18 protein-coding genes and 1 riboswitch are annotated in these 17902 nt (G+C 60.6%); of the genes, 11 read left to right on the top strand and 7 right to left on the bottom strand.

Going from position 1 to position 17902, the window contains the following annotated elements:
- The first annotated feature begins 511 nt into the window (after window positions 1–511).
- Window positions 512–2128: an L-aspartate oxidase gene (gene nadB / locus BJ917_RS14235; protein ID WP_121103672.1), complete on the top strand. Its 1617-nt coding sequence runs from the start codon at window positions 512–514 to the stop codon at window positions 2126–2128.
- On the opposite strand, the gene BJ917_RS14230 is transcribed toward nadB, so the two are convergent.
- Complete coding sequence (locus BJ917_RS14230) at window positions 2097–2549, bottom strand: protein YgfX (RefSeq protein WP_121103671.1); 453 nt, start codon at window positions 2547–2549, stop codon at window positions 2097–2099. The two genes, nadB and BJ917_RS14230, sit on opposite strands and share 32 nt — an antisense overlap.
- The gene (locus BJ917_RS14225) at window positions 2533–2787 is read right to left on the bottom strand and encodes a succinate dehydrogenase assembly factor 2 (protein WP_020797795.1); all 255 of its coding nucleotides are present in this window, start codon (window positions 2785–2787) and stop codon (window positions 2533–2535) included. Before BJ917_RS14225 ends, BJ917_RS14230 begins: the two co-directional genes overlap by 17 nt.
- A 149-nt stretch (window positions 2788–2936) precedes the next feature.
- Between BJ917_RS14225 and BJ917_RS14220 the strand changes: the two genes are divergently transcribed.
- A complete protein-coding gene (locus BJ917_RS14220) occupies window positions 2937–3878 on the top strand; it encodes a folate-binding protein YgfZ (protein ID WP_096513003.1) in 942 nt (313 codons plus the stop codon).
- Window positions 3879–3914: 36 nt separating this feature from the next.
- Window positions 3915–4736, top strand: a complete 822-nt coding sequence (locus BJ917_RS14215; RefSeq protein WP_096513004.1) for an HDOD domain-containing protein — start codon at window positions 3915–3917, stop codon at window positions 4734–4736.
- Between the two features lie 113 nt (window positions 4737–4849).
- Here BJ917_RS14215 and BJ917_RS14210 read toward each other — a convergent pair whose 3' ends face one another.
- Together BJ917_RS14210 and BJ917_RS14205 are read right to left on the bottom strand one after the other, a co-directional pair.
- On the bottom strand, window positions 4850–6238 hold the full coding sequence (locus BJ917_RS14210) for a sensor histidine kinase (protein ID WP_121103670.1): 1389 nt from the start codon (window positions 6236–6238) through the stop codon (window positions 4850–4852).
- A complete protein-coding gene (locus BJ917_RS14205; RefSeq protein WP_096513006.1) occupies window positions 6231–6902 on the bottom strand; it encodes a response regulator in 672 nt (223 codons plus the stop codon). The genes BJ917_RS14210 and BJ917_RS14205 overlap by 8 nt, the downstream gene beginning before the upstream one ends.
- A 237-nt stretch (window positions 6903–7139) precedes the next feature.
- Between BJ917_RS14205 and BJ917_RS14200 the strand changes: the two genes are divergently transcribed.
- Genes BJ917_RS14200 through BJ917_RS14180 form a run of 5 tightly spaced genes read left to right on the top strand, consistent with a single transcriptional unit; the run spans window position 7140 to window position 12515 of the window.
- Entirely contained in the window at window positions 7140–8432 is a 1293-nt protein-coding gene (locus BJ917_RS14200) for an OprD family porin (RefSeq protein WP_096513007.1), read from the top strand.
- Between the two features lie 39 nt (window positions 8433–8471).
- Window positions 8472–9449 carry a tripartite tricarboxylate transporter substrate binding protein gene (locus BJ917_RS14195; RefSeq protein ID WP_096513008.1) on the top strand — a complete coding sequence of 326 codons (978 nt, stop codon included), beginning with the start codon at window positions 8472–8474 and terminating at the stop codon, window positions 9447–9449.
- A 58-nt stretch (window positions 9450–9507) separates the two neighbouring features.
- Complete coding sequence (locus BJ917_RS14190; RefSeq protein ID WP_121103669.1) at window positions 9508–9966, top strand: tripartite tricarboxylate transporter TctB family protein; 459 nt, start codon at window positions 9508–9510, stop codon at window positions 9964–9966.
- Between the two features lies 1 nt (window position 9967).
- Window positions 9968–11482 carry a tripartite tricarboxylate transporter permease gene (locus BJ917_RS14185; protein ID WP_008059450.1) on the top strand — a complete coding sequence of 505 codons (1515 nt, stop codon included), beginning with the start codon at window positions 9968–9970 and terminating at the stop codon, window positions 11480–11482.
- A complete protein-coding gene (locus BJ917_RS14180) occupies window positions 11475–12515 on the top strand; it encodes an AbrB family transcriptional regulator (RefSeq protein ID WP_121103668.1) in 1041 nt (346 codons plus the stop codon). The genes BJ917_RS14185 and BJ917_RS14180 overlap by 8 nt, the downstream gene beginning before the upstream one ends.
- 98 nt (window positions 12516–12613) lie before the next feature.
- On the opposite strand, the gene ung is transcribed toward BJ917_RS14180, so the two are convergent.
- Entirely contained in the window at window positions 12614–13306 is a 693-nt protein-coding gene (ung, locus tag BJ917_RS14175) for a uracil-DNA glycosylase (RefSeq protein WP_096513011.1), read from the bottom strand.
- Between the two features lie 132 nt (window positions 13307–13438).
- On the opposite strand from ung, the gene BJ917_RS14170 reads away from it, so the two are divergent.
- Window positions 13439–14551: an enoyl-CoA hydratase/isomerase family protein gene (locus tag BJ917_RS14170; RefSeq protein WP_096513012.1), complete on the top strand. Its 1113-nt coding sequence runs from the start codon at window positions 13439–13441 to the stop codon at window positions 14549–14551.
- A 117-nt stretch (window positions 14552–14668) separates the two neighbouring features.
- On the opposite strand, the gene BJ917_RS14165 is transcribed toward BJ917_RS14170, so the two are convergent.
- The gene (locus BJ917_RS14165; RefSeq protein WP_096513013.1) at window positions 14669–15133 is read right to left on the bottom strand and encodes a hypothetical protein; all 465 of its coding nucleotides are present in this window, start codon (window positions 15131–15133) and stop codon (window positions 14669–14671) included.
- Between the two features lie 167 nt (window positions 15134–15300).
- On the bottom strand, window positions 15301–15546 hold the full coding sequence (locus BJ917_RS14160; protein WP_096515533.1) for a hypothetical protein: 246 nt from the start codon (window positions 15544–15546) through the stop codon (window positions 15301–15303).
- 277 nt (window positions 15547–15823) lie between these two features.
- Window positions 15824–15924: riboswitch (guanidine-I (ykkC/yxkD leader) on the top strand.
- Window positions 15925–15985: 61 nt separating this feature from the next.
- On the opposite strand from BJ917_RS14160, the gene BJ917_RS14155 reads away from it, so the two are divergent.
- The gene (locus tag BJ917_RS14155) at window positions 15986–17053 is read left to right on the top strand and encodes a putative urea ABC transporter substrate-binding protein (protein WP_121103667.1); all 1068 of its coding nucleotides are present in this window, start codon (window positions 15986–15988) and stop codon (window positions 17051–17053) included.
- Between the two features lie 15 nt (window positions 17054–17068).
- The gene (locus BJ917_RS14150) at window positions 17069–17884 is read left to right on the top strand and encodes an ABC transporter permease (RefSeq protein ID WP_121103666.1); all 816 of its coding nucleotides are present in this window, start codon (window positions 17069–17071) and stop codon (window positions 17882–17884) included.
- Window positions 17885–17902: the final 18 nt, after the last annotated feature.

Raw genomic sequence — 17902 nt, 5'->3', positions numbered from 1 at the left:
CGGACTTGCAAACATAGACTCGGGCTTTTCGCAAAAGTTCTCCCCCTCCAGGCAAGTTTCCTGCGGGCTCTGATTCGGCACGCACGAAAAGCGCAGCACGAGATACCCCGGCTGCGCGAATAATCTTGTCATCGGATTCACGACCAGGATCCAACTGCTGATCCTGCGCTGAAACCGACACTGTCCCTTTAATCAGGCAACCGTCTATTGATCTTGGGCCTTTGGCAAAAGTTCCAAATATTTATAGCTGCGCGACACCGACATTGTGCAACCGTGAAGGGAAAAATATCGTTAAATCCACGATACAGTCCTCTTGTCGCCGATTCGGCCAAAAAATCATCCGACGAAGCGTCAGGTGTTTTCCGTCACAGTAGTTTCACAATGCCATATGGGCTCGGCTATTGTGCCGCTCCCCCCCTCTATATACTAGTGGGCTGTGCGGTAGCCTGACCTTGCATGTCCAGATGTCCAGCGCCACCCCGACCCGGGTCGCTTTGAGCGGAATCCTGAAATGAGCCAACAGTTTCAACACGATGTTCTGGTAATTGGCAGCGGTGCTGCCGGCTTGAGCCTTGCGCTGACCTTGCCCGGTCATTTTCGCATCGCTGTACTGAGCAAAGGCGACCTCGCCAACGGCTCGACCTTCTGGGCCCAGGGCGGCGTCGCTGCCGTACTGGATGATTCCGACACTGTCGAATCCCACGTCGACGACACCCTCAATGCCGGCGGCGGCCTGTGCCACGAAGACGCCGTGCGCTTTACCGTCGAGCACAGCAAAGAGGCCATTCAGTGGCTGATCGACCAGGGCGTCCCCTTTACCCGTGACGAGCACTCCAGTACAGAAGACGGCGGGTTCGAATTTCACCTGACCCGAGAAGGCGGCCACAGTCATCGACGCATCATTCATGCTGCCGATGCCACCGGCGCGGCAATTTTCAAAACACTGCTGACCCAGGCCAGCCAACGGCCGAACATCGAGTTGCTGGAACAACGGGTGGCTATCGACCTGATCACGGAAAAACGCCTCGGCCTTAAAGGTGATCGCTGTCTGGGAGCCTATGTACTCAATCGCGGCACCGGCGAAGTCGAAACCTACGGCGCCCGTTTCGTGATCCTGGCCTCCGGCGGCGCAGCCAAGGTCTACCTCTACACCAGCAACCCCGATGGCGCCTGCGGTGACGGTATCGCCATGGCCTGGCGTTCGGGGTGCAGGGTGGCGAACCTGGAATTCAACCAGTTTCACCCCACCTGCCTGTATCACCCACAAGCCAAGAGTTTCCTGATCACCGAGGCCCTGCGCGGCGAAGGTGCGCACCTGAAACTGCCCAATGGCGAACGCTTCATGCAACGCTTCGATCCACGGGCCGAACTGGCCCCGCGGGACATCGTCGCCCGGGCGATCGACCATGAAATGAAGCGTCTGGGCATCGACTGCGTCTATCTGGACATCAGCCACAAGTCCGAAGAGTTCATCAAGACGCACTTCCCGACGATGTACGAACGCTGTCTCGAGTTCTCCATCGATATCACCAAGCAACCGATTCCGGTGGTACCGGCGGCGCACTACACCTGCGGCGGCGTCATGGTCGACCAGCAAGGTCGCACGGATGTGCCGGGGCTGTACGCCATTGGCGAAACCAGCTTCACCGGGCTGCATGGCGCCAATCGCATGGCCAGTAACTCGTTGCTGGAGTGTTTTGTCTACGCCCGCTCCGCAGCGGCGGACATCATGGAGCAGCTCCCGCTGGTTTCGGCGCCAGTCGCCCTGCCCGCCTGGGACGCGAGCCAGGTGACCGACTCCGATGAAGACGTGATCATTGCGCACAACTGGGATGAACTGCGGCGTTTCATGTGGGACTACGTCGGCATTGTACGTACCAACAAGCGCCTGCAACGTGCCCAGCATCGAGTGCGCCTGTTGCTCGACGAAATCGACGAGTTCTACAGTAACTACAAGGTCAGCCGGGATTTGATCGAATTGCGTAACCTGGCCCAGGTGGCCGAGTTGATGATCCTGTCAGCCATGGAGCGCAAGGAGAGTCGCGGCCTGCATTACACGCTCGACTATCCGGACATGTTGCCGGTCGCCCTGGACACTATTCTGGTACCGCCCACCTACGCCGACTGAACTTGAGCCGGACCCGCAGGCGTCGGTGCGAATCCGCCGCCTGCGAATCCCGGGGCACACAAATGGCCCTGACTCGCCGCTCACCGCGCAAACGAAAACGCAACACGACGATCAATGGCAGCGCCAGGCTGTCGGGCCGCAGCTGCACCGCTTGCCATCCCTCAGCCTGATTCCATAACTGCCAGCCCTCGGCATTGCGACGCAAGCCGCGGAAAGCCTGCGGGTGACTCAGCAGAATCTGACGCGGCAACGCCCAAACGCCATGCAATAGGCAGCACAAGGCGCCGAAAAGGCCGGCCCAAAGCGGGATGGAGAGAAGGAATAACGAACCCAGTACAGACAGCTGGGCCAGAAGATAGGCCGCCAGCAACTGCCGTGAGGCATGCCAGCGGCACTCGAACGCATTACTTGGGCTGGACACGATCCAGGATCATGCGAACCATGCGCTGAAGCTCCGGATCTTCCGATTCGGCGCGTTCCATAAACCAGCCGAACATGTCCTGATCCTCGCATTCGAGCAACCTGACGTAGCAGGCGCGATCAACGTCGTTGAGGTGCGGATAGACCTCTTTCACAAACGGCACCAGCAACACGTCAAGCTCAAGCATGCCGCGGCGGCTGTGCCAGTAGAGGCGATTCAGTTCAACATCTTCGACCATGGAGCGCTCCTCAAATAGGCCGCAAGTATACAGCGCCGCGCCTTATCGAACAGTCGGCTTTGGTCGGTCACCGACGATCCTTTGTGAACTACCCATTTCAGAGGCGCCCCCTTATTATGTCCGCCAGACTCTTTACCTTGCGATGACCCATGGCCGATTCTGCTTTTTTCTGCACGCTGTCTCATGAAGGTGTTCTGGCGGTCCGCGGTGCGGACGCCGGCAAGTTCCTGCAAGGCCAATTGACCTGCAACCTCAATTATCTGAGCGACACCCAGGCCAGCCTGGGCGCGCGCTGCACGCAGAAGGGGCGGATGCAATCGAGTTTCCGCATCCTGCTCGAAGGTGACGGCGTGCTCCTGGCCATGGCCCGCGAGCTGTTGGAACCGCAACTGGCGGACCTGAAAAAGTACGCGGTGTTCTCCAAGTCCAAGCTGACCGATGAAAGCGTTGCCTGGGTCCGCTTCGGCATCGACCATGGCGATGCTGCACTCAAAAGCCTTGGCCTTGAGCTGCCGGCAGAAACCGATAGTGTCGTGCGCCATGACGGTTTGATCGCTGTTCGTGTTTCTGCTGAACGCGCCGAACTGTGGGTTGCCGCCGATCAAGCCGATGCCATCAAGGGCAAGCTGTCCGCCCTGCTGGCCGAAGGCGACCTGAACCGTTGGCTGCTGGGTCAGGTCCGGGCCGGGATCGGCCAGGTGATGCCGGGCACCCGCGAACTGTTCATTCCGCAGATGCTCAATCTGCAAGCCGTCGGTGGCGTGAGTTTCAAAAAAGGCTGCTACACCGGCCAGGAAATCGTCGCGCGCATGCAATACCTGGGCAAACTCAAGCGCCGCCTGTATCGCGTGCAACTGGAAGCCGGCGATCTGCCTGAACCCGGCACCCCGCTGTTTTCCCCGAGTCATACCAGCTCGATCGGTGAAGTGGTGCTGGCTGCCCGCGCCGAGCAGAACATTGAACTGCTCGCGGTATTGCAAGCCGAAGCAGCGGAGGCTGGCGATATCCACGTCGGCGCGCTCGAAGGCCCTGCCCTGAAGTTGCTCGACCTGCCTTACCCACTGGACCGCGACCGCGAGATCCAGCGTTGACCGCAGTACTTTTTTTGCAACACCTAGAGAAACGAAATGAGTGAGCTGGCGGAAAAGGTCCAGAAGGATTTGGTTGAGGCCATCGATAACGATGACCTGGTTCTGCCAACGTTGCCGGAGGTGGCCCTGCAGATTCGCAAGGCCGCTGAAGACCCGGAAATCAGTATCAGCACCCTGAGCAAAGTGATCGGTCGCGACGCCGCGCTGTCGGCGCGCCTGATCAAAGTGGTCAATAGCCCGTTGCTGCGTGCCACCCAGGAAGTCACCGACTTGCACACGGCGATCACGCGCCTGGGCATCAACTACAGCAGCAACCTGGCCATCGGCCTGGTCATGGAACAGATTTTCCATGCCCGCTCCGATGTAGTGGAACAGAAGATGCGCGAAGTCTGGCGCAAGAGCCTGGAAATCGCCGGCGTCAGTTATGCGTTGTGCCGCAGCTATACCCAGCTCAAGCCCGATCAGGCAGCCCTGGGTGGGTTGGTGCATCAGATTGGCGTGCTGCCGATCCTGACCTACGCCGAAGATCACTATGAGCTATTGTCCGACCCGGTCAGCCTCAACCATGTGATCGACCATATTCACCCGTTGCTCGGCGACAAGCTGCTCAGGGTCTGGGAGTTTCCGGACATGCTGGTGCAAGTGCCCCGGTTGTACCTGAACTTCAAGCGACAGTCCGAACAGATCGATTATGTCGACCTGGTACAAGTGGCCAGCCTGTATTGCCACAAGGACACCGACCACCCGCACTCGCGCATCGACCCTTACAGCGTGCCGGCATTCGTCAAGCTCGGGATCGATCCCGATAACAAGGCGATGTGCGCCGATCTGGAAGAAACGCGCTCGATGTTCTATTGATCCGAAACCGCGTCGCCCTCTTCGCGTGCAGGCTCGCTCCCACAGGGATTGTGGTACTTCATAGATCGAATGTGGGAGCGAGCCTGCTCGCGAAGGGGCCGACACGATCACCATCACTCCCCGGCAATAAAACTCACCCGTACTTTCAACCCCGCCTGCTCGCCATCGTGCAGGCTGATCTGGGCCAGGTGCGCGCGGCAAATCTCGCCGACAATCGCCAATCCCAGGCCTGATCCGGCCACGTGCGGGTTGCGACGGTAAAAGCGCTCGAATACCCGATCACGCTCATCCAGGGGAATGCCCGGCCCATCGTCCTCGACCTCCAGCACTGCCGGCGCCGAGACCCGCAGGATAACGTTGCCACCCGGTGGCGTATGGGCCAGCGCGTTATCCACCAGATTGCTCAACAGTTCGTTCAACAAGGTCGGCTCACCCCGCATCCATATCGGCTCGTCCGCTTCCAGGGCCAGTGCCACGCCGCGCTTATGGGCCAGCGGCGCCATGGCCATGCCCAGCTCACGCGCCAGTTGACTCAAATCCAGCAACTGCGCGCCGCCCTCGGCAATCGCCCGGGCGCCATTTTCGACCCGCGCAAGGGAAAGCAACTGATTGGCCAGGTGAGTCAATCGATCGGTGCTCTGGGCGGCGGTTTCCAGGGTGCTGCGCCAGGTTTCGGTTTCGTTTGCCCGCAAACCCAGTTCAAGTCGCGCCTTGAGGGCTGCCAGAGGTGTACGCAACTCGTGGGCCGCATCGGCGATGAACTGCGCCTGACGCTCGAATTGCTCGCGCAAGCGTTCGGTAAAGTGATTCAGCGCCCGCACCAGTGGCCATAGCTCGTGCTGCACTTCCACCAACGGCAATGGCCGCAAATCATCTGGCTGGCGCTCTTCCACCGCCGTGCGCAAGCGCTCCAGCGGACGCAGCGCTGCGCTGACGGCAAACCACACCAACAGCAGCGCCCCCACCGCCAGCATCCCCAGGCGCAGAAGCGTATCCGCTGCCAGGCTGCGCGCCATGCTGACCCGCGCCTCATCGGTTTCCGCGACACGAATTTCCGCCATGCCGTTCATGTTCGGTTCGCTGACAGGCTTGAGCAGGCTGACCACCCGCACGTTCTGACCTCGATAGGTCGCGTTGTAAAAACGCGCCAGCGCGGGGTAGTCATCGGTGCGGGGTGTGCCGGGAGGTGGCGCGGGGAGGTTTTCGTAACCGGAAATCAGGTTCTGGTGAATGTCGTTCACCAGATAAAAAATCCGCCCGGCACTGTCGTAGGCGAAGGTATCCAGCGCCACGTAAGGCACGTCGGCACTGAGCGTTCCGTCACGCTGGGCGACGCCCGCCGCAATGGTCCGCGCCGAGGCCAGCAAGGTGCGGTCATAGGCGGTGTCGGCGGCTTCGCGGCCGTTCCAGTAGGCGCTCAAGCCACTGGCCAGCATCAGCACCACCAGCAGCAGCGCCAGGTTCCACAACAACCGCCAGCGCAGGCTACTGGGCTTATGCATCGCGGCTTTCCAGCAAGTAGCCGAGGCCACGGAAGGTCACGATGGCCACGGGGTGACCGTCGAGTTTCTTGCGCAAGCGGTGCACGTAGATTTCGATGGCGTCGGGGCTCGCCTCTTCGTCGAGACCGAAGACCTGGGAGGCCAGTTGCTCCTTGCTCATCACGCGGCCGGGACGGGCGATCAGGGCCTCGAGCACGGCCTGCTCGCGGGAGGTCAGGGTCAGCAATTCTTCGCCGAGGGTGAAACGCCGGGTTTCCAGATCATAGGCCAGCACACCGCAACGCTGAATGCGTTCGCCGCCCAGCACACTGCGGCGCAACAAGGCTTTGACCCGGGCTTCGAGTTCGGTGAGTTCGAACGGTTTGGCCAGGTAGTCGTCGGCGCCAAGGTTCAAGCCGTGGACCCGATCCTTGACATCGCTGCGCGCGGTCAGCATCAACACCGGCAGGTTCTTGCCCCTTGCCCGCAGACGCGCGAGAACTTCGAAGCCATCCATGCGCGGCAGGCCGACATCGAGGATCGCCATGGCGTATTCCTCGCTGCCCAGCGCCAGGTCGGCCGCCACACCGTCATGCAGCACATCCACTGTCAGCCCGGTGCTCTTTAGCGCCTGGGCGACGCTCTCGGCGAGCTGCAGATGGTCTTCGACGAGCAGGACACGCATGGATCTTTACCTCATTCAGGGATGGTCGACGCCATTCTTTGGCGCGGAGTTTACAGCCGCAACCGCCGCTGTGAAGCCCGAAAACCGTGAAAACCAGCTGAAAGCCTAGCGAAAGGTTAGCCCGTTAAAGTCCTGACACGGACAGTTACGACTGCCGTCGCTGCCGCCACACAGCGATACGAAAAACGCCTCGAAGCGTTTTCGACAAATAAGAACAATAAACGGAGTAAGTCATCCATGCAGTCCCTGCAGACCCAGGCTATCGCGCCTACCCGCCTCTCCCGTTTCAGCCACACTGCGCTTGCCAGCGCTGCCGCCCTTGCCGGTTTCTCACCGTTGAGCCAAGCCGCATTCTTCGAAGACAGCTCAGCCACTTTCGAAACCCGCAACATGTACTTCAACCGCGATTTTCGCGACGGTACCAGTGCCCAGCAATCCAAGCGTGACGAGTGGGCCCAGGGGTTCATGCTCAATCTGAAATCAGGCTACACCGACGGCACCGTGGGGTTCGGTGTCGATGCACTGGGCATGATGGGGGTCAAGCTCGATTCAAGCCCTGACCGCACCGGTACCGGGCTGCTGCCAACCCATAGCGACGGGCGCGCGGCTGACGAATATTCCAAGCTCGGCCTGACCGGCAAAGTGAAAATCTCCGCCACCGAGCTGAAAGTCGGCAGCCTGATCCCGGAACTGCCGATCCTCAAGCCCAACGATGGCCGCATCCTGCCGCAGACCTTTGAAGGCGGCATGCTGACCTCCAAGGAAATCAAAAACCTGACCTTCACCGGCGGGCGCCTGGACAAGGCCAAGGATCGCGACAGCACCGACTTCGAGGACGTAGCCCTCAACAACAAGAACAGCCGCTTCGCCGGAACGGTAGCCGGCGAGCACTTCGACTTCGGCGGTGTGGACTACAAGTTCACCGACAAAATCACCGGCAGCTACCACTTCGCGCAACTCGATGAAGTCTACAACCAGCACTTTCTCGGGCTGGTTGCTTCGCAGCCGTTCGGCCCCGGCACCTTTGCCAGCGACCTGCGGTTTGCCATCAGTGATGACCAGGGCGAGGCCCGTGGCGGCAAGATCGACAACAAGTCCCTCAATGGTCTGGTGAGTTACGCCTTGAGCGGGCACAAGTTCAGCGCGGGCTACCAACACATGTCCGGCGACAGCGCGTTCCCCTATGTGGATGGCAGCGACCCGTACCTGGTGAACTTCGTGCAGATCAACGACTTTGCCGGCGCCGAAGAGCGTTCCTGGCAAGCGCGTTATGACTTCGACTTCGTCACCCTCGGCGTCCCAGGTCTGAGCTTCATGAGCCGTTACGTGAGCGGTGACAACATCAAGCTCAAGAACGGTGACGAAGGCAAGGAATGGGAACGCAACAGCGAGATCAAATATGTAGTACAAAGCGGCGCGCTCAAGGATGTCGCCGTGCGCCTGCGTAATGCCACCTACCGTTCCAACTACTCCGCTCGCGATGCCGATGAAGTGCGTCTGCTGGTGAGCTATAGCGTTGCCCTTTGGTAATTCAGTACGTCCATAACAACAACTCCCAAGGAGACTTGAATGAACCTGTCAATGCGTAAAATTGCCCTCGCCGCCAGCGTCCTGCTGTTCACCGGCCAAGCGCTCGCCGAACCCAAGCGCCCGGAATGCATCGCCCCGGCCTCCCCCGGCGGTGGTTTCGACCTGACCTGCAAACTGGCGCAAAGCGCGCTGATCAACGAAAAACTGCTGACCAAACCGATGCGCGTGACCTACATGCCCGGCGGTGTCGGCGCGGTGGCTTACAACGCGGTGGTCGCCCAGCGTCCGGCGGATGCCGGCACCCTGGTGGCCTGGTCCAGCGGCTCGCTGTTGAACCTGGCACAAGGCAAGTTCGGTCGCTTCGATGAAAGCAACGTGCGCTGGCTCGCGGCTGTCGGCACCAGCTACGGCGCCATCGCGGTTAAGAGCGATTCGCCCTACAAGACCCTCGACGATCTGGTACAGGCGCTGAAGAAAGATCCGAGCAAAGTGGTGATCGGTTCCGGCGGCACCGTTGGCAGCCAGGACTGGATGCAAACCGCGCTGATCGCCAAGGCCGCCGGGATCAACCCTCGCGACCTGCGCTACGTTGCCCTTGAAGGCGGCGGTGAAATCGCCACCGCCCTGCTCGGCGGCCACATCCAGGTCGGCAGCACCGACATCTCCGACTCCATGCCGCACATCCTCAGCGGCGACATGCGCCTGCTGGCGGTGTTCTCCGACAAGCGTCTGGACGAGCCGGAAATGAAAAACATCCCGACGGCCCGCGAGCAAGGCTACGACATCGTCTGGCCGGTGGTGCGCGGTTTCTACCTGGGGCCAAAAGTCAGCGACGAAGACTACGCCTGGTGGAAAGCTGCCTTCGACAAACTGCTGGCCTCCGAGGACTTCGCCAAGTTGCGCGACCAGCGTGAACTGTTCCCGTTCGCCATGACCGGTCCGGAGCTGGACACTTACGTGAAGAAGCAGGTCGCGGACTACAAAGTGCTGGCCAAAGAGTTCGGCCTGATCCAGTGATCGTCTCTGTCTAGCGGCTGCGACTCCGCTCGGCGGGGTCGCAGCACAGGAGTTCCTCATGCTCTTACAACGCATTTTTGCTTCGGTGCTGTTGCTGGCCTGCCTCAGTCTGGTGGCGATGGCCTGGCCCTACCAGGCACCTTTTTCCTACGAACCGATTGGCCCGCGAGCCTTCCCCCTGTTGATGCTGGGGCTGATGGGCCTGGCGCTGGTGTACATGGTGTACCGCCCCTCGCCGATCAAACACACCGAAGACGATCCGCCGATGGATCGCGAAACCCTGAACAAGATCGGTGTTTGCGTGCTGTTGCTGCTGGTCTTCGCCGGGCTGTTCGAACCGCTGGGCTTCATCCTCAGCAGCATGCTGATTGGCATTCCCATGGCTCGCCTGTACGGCGGGCGCTGGCTGCCGGGCGCAGTGATCATCAGCCTGATGAGCGTCGGCCTGTACCTGCTGTTCGACAAAGTCATGGACGTGCCACTGCCTCTGGGCCTGCTCGACGTTCTGGAGAACTGATATGGATACGCTTGGTTATTTGAGTCACGGCTTCGGCGTCGCACTGACCCCTTACAACCTGGTCACCGCACTCAGCGGCACGCTGATCGGTACCGTCGTCGGCCTGCTGCCGGGGTTGGGACCGATCAATGGCGTGGCATTACTGATACCGATCGCCTTCGCCCTGGGCCTGCCGCCGGAGTCGGCGCTGATCCTGCTGGCCGCGGTGTACCTGGGTTGCGAATACGGCGGCCGGATCAGCTCGATCCTGCTGAACATCCCGGGCGAGGCCTCCACCGTGATGACCACCCTCGACGGCTACCCGATGGCCCGTCAGGGACTGGCTGGCGTAGCGTTGTCGCTGTCGGCGTGGAGTTCGTTCATCGGCGCCTTCATTGCGACCTGCGGGATGGTGGTGTTCGCACCGATGTTGGCGAAATGGGCAATTGCCTTCGGCCCGGCGGAATACTTCGTGCTGATGGTGTTTGCGATTGTCTGCCTTGGCGGCATGGCGGGTGATCGACCGCTCAAGACGTTTATCGCGGCGTTGATCGGGTTGTTCCTGTCGACCGTCGGCATTGACGCCAACAGCGGCGTATACCGCTTCACCGGTGACAACATCCACCTCACCGACGGCATTCAATTCGTGGTGCTGGTGCTGGGCCTGTTCTCCATCAGCGAAATCCTGTTGCTGCTGGAAAAAACCCACCGTGGCCAGGAAGCCTTCCAGGCCACCGGGCGGATGCTGTTCAACTTCAAGGAAGCCGCTTCGGTGTTCTGGGTGAACATGCGTTGCGGTGTGCTTGGCTTCATCATGGGCGTGCTGCCGGGTGCCGGCGCGACGCTGGCCAGCGCCGTGGCCTACATGACCGAAAAACGCATCGCCGGTCCGAACGGCAAGTTCGGCCAGGGCGACAAACGTGGCCTGGCGGCCCCGGAAACCGCCATCGGTGCCGAAGCCTGCGGTGCGCTGGTGCCGATGCTGACCCTCGGCGTTCCGGGTTCGGGCACCACGGCGGTGATGATCGGCGCGCTGTCGCTGTACAACATCACTCCGGGCCCGCTGCTGTTTCAACAACAACCGGACATTGTCTGGGGCCTGATCGCGTCGTTGTTCATCGCCAACATCATGCTGGTGATCCTCAATATCCCGATGATCCGCATCTTCACCAAAATCCTCGCCGTGCCGAACTGGGCGCTGGTGCCGATGATCGCGATCATCACCGCCATCGGCGTGTATGCGGTGCATGCCACCACCTTCGATCTGTTCCTGATGATCGGCATCGGCATCTTCGGCTACATCCTGCGCAAGCTCGACTTCCCGTTGTCGCCGGTGTTGCTGGGCTTCATCCTCGGCGGTTTGATGGAGCAGAACCTGCGTCGGGCCTTGTCGATTTCCAACGGTTCGCTGGACATTCTCTGGTCGAGCGGGATTACCGTCGGTGTCTGGGGGTTGATCGTGGTCATGTTGCTGGTGCCGATCGTGCGCATCTGGCGCAAACGTTCGGTTGCACGGCGCGTTATCGCCGATGTCTGACCGAACACCGTTCAAAGCGTGGTGGGGTACACCACTGGTCGGCCTGCTGGGCGGTTACCTCGCCAGCCAGGTCGGCTGGCCGCTGCCTTGGATGGTCGGCTCGTTGCTGGCGATCATCCTGGTGCGCTGCCTGACACCTTGGCAATTGGCGGAAATCCCTGGCGGGCGCAAGTGCGGTCAGTGGATCGTCGGCATCGGCATTGGCCTGCACTTCACCCCGCTGGTGATGGAGCAGGTGCTGAGTCATTTCGGTCTGATCTTCTTCGGTGCGTTGGTCACCAGCCTGTCCGCCGTGGTCGGCGTCTGGCTGATGCGCCGCACCGGCGAAGACCGCGCTACGGCGTTCTTTTCCAGCATGCCGGGCGGTTCCGGGGAGATGGTCAACCTCGGTGCTCGCAACGGCGCGGTGCTTAGCCGGGTGGCCGCGGGCCAGAGCCTGCGGGTGCTGGTGGTGGTGCTGTGTGTGCCGGCGGCGTTCAAATACCTGCTGGGCGACGGTACGCCGATTTCCCATGCCGGCAGCATCGATTGGCGCTGGCTGGCGATCCTGTTTCCCACCGGCGCGCTGGTGGCCTGGATCTGGCAACGCCTGCGTCAACCCAACCCGTGGCTGTTCGGGCCGTTGCTGGTGAGTGCAGCGGTCAGCATCGGTTGGGACCTGCACATCGGCTTGCCCAACGGTGGCAGCCAGATCGGTCAATGGCTGATCGGCAGCGGCCTGGGCTGTCACTTCAACCGGCAGTTTTTCCGACGCGCACCGTCATTTATGGGCCGGACATTGATCGGCACGGTATTGACCATGTTGATTGCGACGGCAGCGGCATTGGGTTTGAGTGCGCTGACCCGGCTGGATCTGCGCTCGCTGACCCTGGGCATGATGCCCGGCGGCATTGCGGAAATGAGCCTGACGGCAGAGACCCTGCAACTGTCGGTGCCGCTGGTGACGGCGATGCAGGTGATGCGGCTGTTGTTTGTATTGTTTCTGGCGGAGCCGCTGTTCAGGTATTGGAACCGGCAACCTGAGTCAACCTGATAGACCGAGTCGTCCCCTTCGCGAGCAGGCTCGCTCCCACATGGATTTTGTGAACACCGAAAATCCAATGTGGGAGCGAGCCTGCTCGCGAAGCTTTTTCAGAGGTTCGGCAACCGCCACTCGATTGGCGTCTCGCCATTCTGCTCCAGGAACTTGTTGGTCCGGCTGAAGTGCCCGCAACCGAGGAAGCCGCGATAGGCCGACAGCGGTGACGGATGCACCGAGGTCAACACCAAATGCTTGGTGGCATCGATCAGCTTCTGCTTGCTCTGGGCATGGGCGCCCCACAGCATGAACACCAGGTGCGGTTGCTGCTGGCTGACCACTTCAATGATTCGATCGGTAAAAAACTGCCAGCCCTTGTCCTTGTGCGCATTGGCGTTGGCGCGCTCGACGGTCATGGTGGTATTGAGCATCAGCACGCCCTGCTCGGCCCAGCTTTGCAGGTAACCGTGGTTGGGAATGTCGATGTTCAGGTCGCGTTTGAGCTCTTTATAGATGTTCACCAGCGACGGCGGTGCCGGCACGCCCGGTTGCACCGAGAAGCACAAGCCATGGGCTTGCCCTGGGCCGTGATACGGATCCTGACCGAGGATGACGACCTTGACCTTGTTCAATGGCGTGGAATTGAGCGCGTTGAAGATCATCGGGCCCGGTGGATAGATTTCCTTGCCGGCCGCCCGTTCCTGTTGCAGGAAGTTTCGCAACTCTGCCATGTAGGGCTGGTCGAATTCGGCACGCAGTGCTTCCTTCCAGCTCGGTTCGAGTTTGATACGGTCGTCAGCAGTCATGGTCATATCCGGCAAAAACAATGGGGCGAACCCTAAGAAGGCCGATCACGCTTGTCAATTGATCTGACGCAGATCCGGCACTTTCCCACACAGCGATCATACTTAACCCTCAAATTCCCGATCGAGGTCACGATGAATCTGCACTTCGAAGAACTCACCGGCACCGACGGCGCCCGCATCGGCATTGCCACCCTCGACGCCGAAAAATCGCTTAATGCCCTGTCCTTATCGATGATCAATGCCCTGCGCGATCGATTTGACGCCTGGGCCAAGGAGCCGCAAATCGTCTGCGTACTATTGCGCGGCAATGGCGCCAAGGCCTTTTGCGCCGGCGGCGAAGTGCGCAGTCTGGTAGAGGCGTGTCGCGCCCATCCGGGCGAAGTGCCGCCTCAGGCTGCGCACTTCTTCAACTCGGAATATCGCCTGGATTTCAGCCTGCACACCTACCCCAAACCATTGATCTGCTGGGGGCATGGTTACGTGCTCGGCGGCGGCATGGGCCTGCTGCAGGGGGCGAGCACTCGCATTGTCACGCCCAGCAGTCGGCTGGCCATGCCTGAGATCAGTATCGGCCTGTATCCGGATGTCGGCGCCAGTTGGTTCTTGTCGCGCCTGCCGGGCAAGCTCGGTTTGTTCCTCGGCCTGACAGGCGCCCACATGAATGGTCGCGATGCGATCGATCTGGACCTGGCCGACCGCTTTCTGCTCGATGAGCAGCAGGAAGCGCTGATCGAAGGCTTGTTGCAACTCAATTGGCAGGAACAGACGCCGATGCAGCTCAACAGCCTGCTCAAGGCCCTTGAGCAGGAAGCCGTCGACCGGATGCCCGAAGCCCAGTGGCTGCCGCGACGCCGGCAAATCGATGAACTGCTGGATGTCAGTGACGTTCGGTGTGCCTGGAAGGCCGTCAGCGCGCTGCGCGATCACAACGACCTGCTGCTCAGCCGCGCCGCGCGGACCATGAGCGAAGGCTCGCCGCTGACCGCTCATCTGGTGTGGGAACAGATCATCCGCGCCCGGCACATGTCGCTGGCGCAAGTTTTCCAGATGGAATACACCCTGAGCCTCAATTGCTGTCGTCATCCGGAATTCAGCGAAGGGGTGCGTGCGCGGCTGATCGACAAGGATCAGAAACCGCACTGGCACTGGCCGGATGTCAATACTGTGCCGGATGCGGTGGTGGAAGCGCATTTCAAAAAGGTTTGGGAAGGCAGGCATCCACTGGCCGATCTATCGGAATACTAAAAACAACTGTGGGAGCGAGCCTGCTCGCGAAGAGGGAGTGTCAGACACCATTAGTGCAGTCTGACACGCCGCCTTCGCGAGCACGCTCGCTCCCACAAAAATGGCTTTTGGATTGGATTAACGGTGGTTGCCCCGGCCATCGCGGTCGCCGTGCCCATTGCGGTCGCCTCGACGATCATGATTGTCGTTGTGTCCGCCACGATGATCGTTGTCCCAGTTGCCACGGTTGCGGCCGTCCCAACCATGATTCTGATACGCCCGATAATCTGGCCGTGATTGATAGTAACGCGGGGCCGGCTGGTAATAGCGCGGGGTCGGTTGATAAACCCGTGGCTGGTAGTAGTACCTGGGTGTTGGCTGGTAATACCTGGCAGGCGGTGCGTAATACCTGCGAGGGGGTGTGTAGTAACCATCGTTTGAATAGTAAGCCCCGCCGCCGGAGTAATAGGTCGGCGCTGGCGAGGTGTAGACATCGGAACTGTAGTAACTGCTTCCCTCATCGTAATAAGGCACGCAACCACCCAGGGACAATCCCAACACGGCAGTCAGTAGAATTCGGCGGAGTTTCTTTCGACAGAGCATGGCGGCCTCCTGGACCGCGAGTGAGCCACACCAGCGACGCTGGCGGGCGACAGTCAATGATTCGCTAACTGTCGTAACATCTGACATCAATTTCGGAATCTGGTGCGTCCTCGTAACAAGTTGAAACATCTCGCCGATGAAAGGTTTTTCATCCATTCACGCGCTGATTAGTGGCCTCCCCCGCGATATCTACCGCCGTAATAACCTGGCGCATGCCCGCCCCAGTAGTAATAGCGATAGCCACCGTAAAAGCGTGGGCCGTGGTAATAACGCGGTCCGTAATAGTAGGAATAAGGGTAATAACCGGGGTAGTAATAAGGGGCGGGATAGGCAACGTCGTAGCCTCCGGAGTAGTAGTAACAACCGGCCAACCCAAGACCCAGCACAGCACCGAGCAACAGTCGTCGAAACATGGCGGCCTCCTGAAAGACCCGCAGCCGGAACAGGCCGGCTGACACCTGTTTTGACTCGAAATCCCTCACCAAGTGCACCGCGAGACGCGCCTTCAGATCAGTGGCCGACACGTCCCATTGCGGTGCGCCCGCGCACCATCACAAGGCAGTACAGACTCGCCTGCCATGGCTTCCATCGCGCAATCCCCCCGAGCCAGAGCCTTCCGGCCGACTTGGCACGGCTCTCGCTATAGCAAAACCGTGCAGGAGTCATCACAGGTTCGCGGCACCACAATTTGCAATGGCTGACTAGGGTTCCGGCTCGCAATCGCGAGTGACTGGTCCGAGAGTCGGCGACCTCCAGTTGAGGTTACACGGCGGGACAAAAGCCCGGGAGACAAGCCACCGTTCGCGGTGCCGCATTGCCTTCTGCCCGCCCTTGATCAACTGGAGAACCACCATGTCCCAGCTTCGTTTACCCACCCTGTTCGCCGCTGCATTCGCAGCCCTTGTGAGCCTCTCTTCCCACGCCGCGCAAAAAGACCACTTCAGCGTCTGCTGGACCATCTATGCCGGCTGGATGCCCTGGGAATATGCCGGCAGCCAGGGCATCGTCGATAAATGGGCGAAGAAGTACGGCATCAAGATCGATGTGGTGCAACTCAACGATTACGTTGAATCCATCAACCAGTACACCGCCGGCCAGTTCGACGGCTGCACCATGACCAACATGGATGCGCTGACCATTCCGGCGGCCGGTGGCGTGGACAGCACCGCACTGATCGTCAGCGATTTCTCCAACGGTAACGACGGCATTGTGCTCAAGGGCGAAGGCAAGAAAGTCGCCGACCTCAAGGGCATGGATGTCAATCTGGTGGAGCTGTCCGTCTCCCACTACCTGCTGGCCCGGGCCCTGGATTCGGTGGACCTCACCGAGAAAGACCTGAAAGTGGTCAACACCTCCGACGCCGATATTTCAGCCGCCTTCAACACCGATCAGGTCAACGCCGTGACCACCTGGAATCCGATGCTTTCGGACATCAAGGCCAAGCCTGCGGTGACCGAAGTCTTCAACTCCAGCCAGATCCCCGGCGAAATCATGGACATGATGGTGGTCAACTCCCAGACCCTCAAAGACAACCCGGCCCTCGGCAAGGCGCTGACCGGTGCCTGGTTCGAGGTGGTGGAGTTGATGAATGCGAAAAACGCAGTCAGCAAAGCCGCGCTGGAACACATGGCCAAGGCGTCGGGTACCGACCTGGCCGGTTTCCAGGCGCAACTGGACACCACCAAGCTGTTCGCCACGCCAAAGGAAGCCCTGGCATTCAGCACCAGCAAGCAACTGCCGGACACCATGCGCCGGGTCGCTGAGTTCTCCTTCCAGCATGGCTTGCTCGGGGAAGGCGCCAAGGACACCAGCGCGGTCGGCATGGCCTTCGCCAACGGCGTGACCAGCGGCGACAAGGGCAATCTCAAGCTGCGCTTCGACCCCAGCTACGTGCAGATGGCCGCCGACGCCAAGCTGTAAGAAGAGGACTTGGCCATGCGCCTGATCAATCGCCACCCGGATCGTCCGAGTCGCCTGTTGCTGGTGATCCTGCCGTTCGCCCTGGTGCTGTTCGCCTACTTCATGGGCTCGGCCGAGCGGCTGGCGGACAACCCCAACGACAAGCTGTTGCCCAGCGCCGTGCAGATGACCGACGCGGTGAAACGCCTGGCCTTCGTCGCCGACAGTCGCACCGGTGAATACGTGCTTTGGCAGGACACCGCTTCCAGCCTGCGCCGGCTGGCCATTGGCCTGGGCATCGGTGCATTGACCGGGCTGTGCCTGGGCATGGCGGCAGGCACCTTGCCGTTGTTCGGTGCGCCGTTATCGCCGTTATTGACGGTGTTGTCGATGGTGCCGCCGTTGGCGATTTTGCCGATCCTGTTCATCGTCTTCGGCCTCGGTGAGTTGTCGAAAGTGATGCTGATCGTGATCGGTATCACCCCGGCCCTGGCGCGCGATCTGGAGCAGCGCGCCCGGGAGATTCCCGTGGAGTTGCTGATCAAGGCCCAGACCCTCGGCGCTTCGACCTGGACCTTGATGCTGCGGGTAGTACTGCCGCAATTGCTGCCGCGGCTGTTGATCTCGTTGCGGCTGATGCTCGGCTCGGCATGGCTGTTCCTGATCGCTGCTGAAGCCATCGCGTCCACCGACGGCCTTGGCTACCGGATTTTCCTGGTGCGCCGTTACCTGGCGATGGATGTGATTTTGCCCTACGTGGTGTGGATCACCCTGCTCGCCTGGCTGATGGATTGGGGTCTGAAACGCCTGACTCTTCGTGCATTCCCCTGGCACCAGGGTGCCTCTAAATGAGTTATGAAGGAGCACGGG

The organism is Pseudomonas sp. WPR_5_2 (assembly GCF_003634475.1).
Classification (GTDB): Bacteria; Pseudomonadota; Gammaproteobacteria; order Pseudomonadales; family Pseudomonadaceae; genus Aquipseudomonas; species Aquipseudomonas izuensis.
This window is presented reverse-complemented; position numbering and strand designations above follow the sequence as displayed.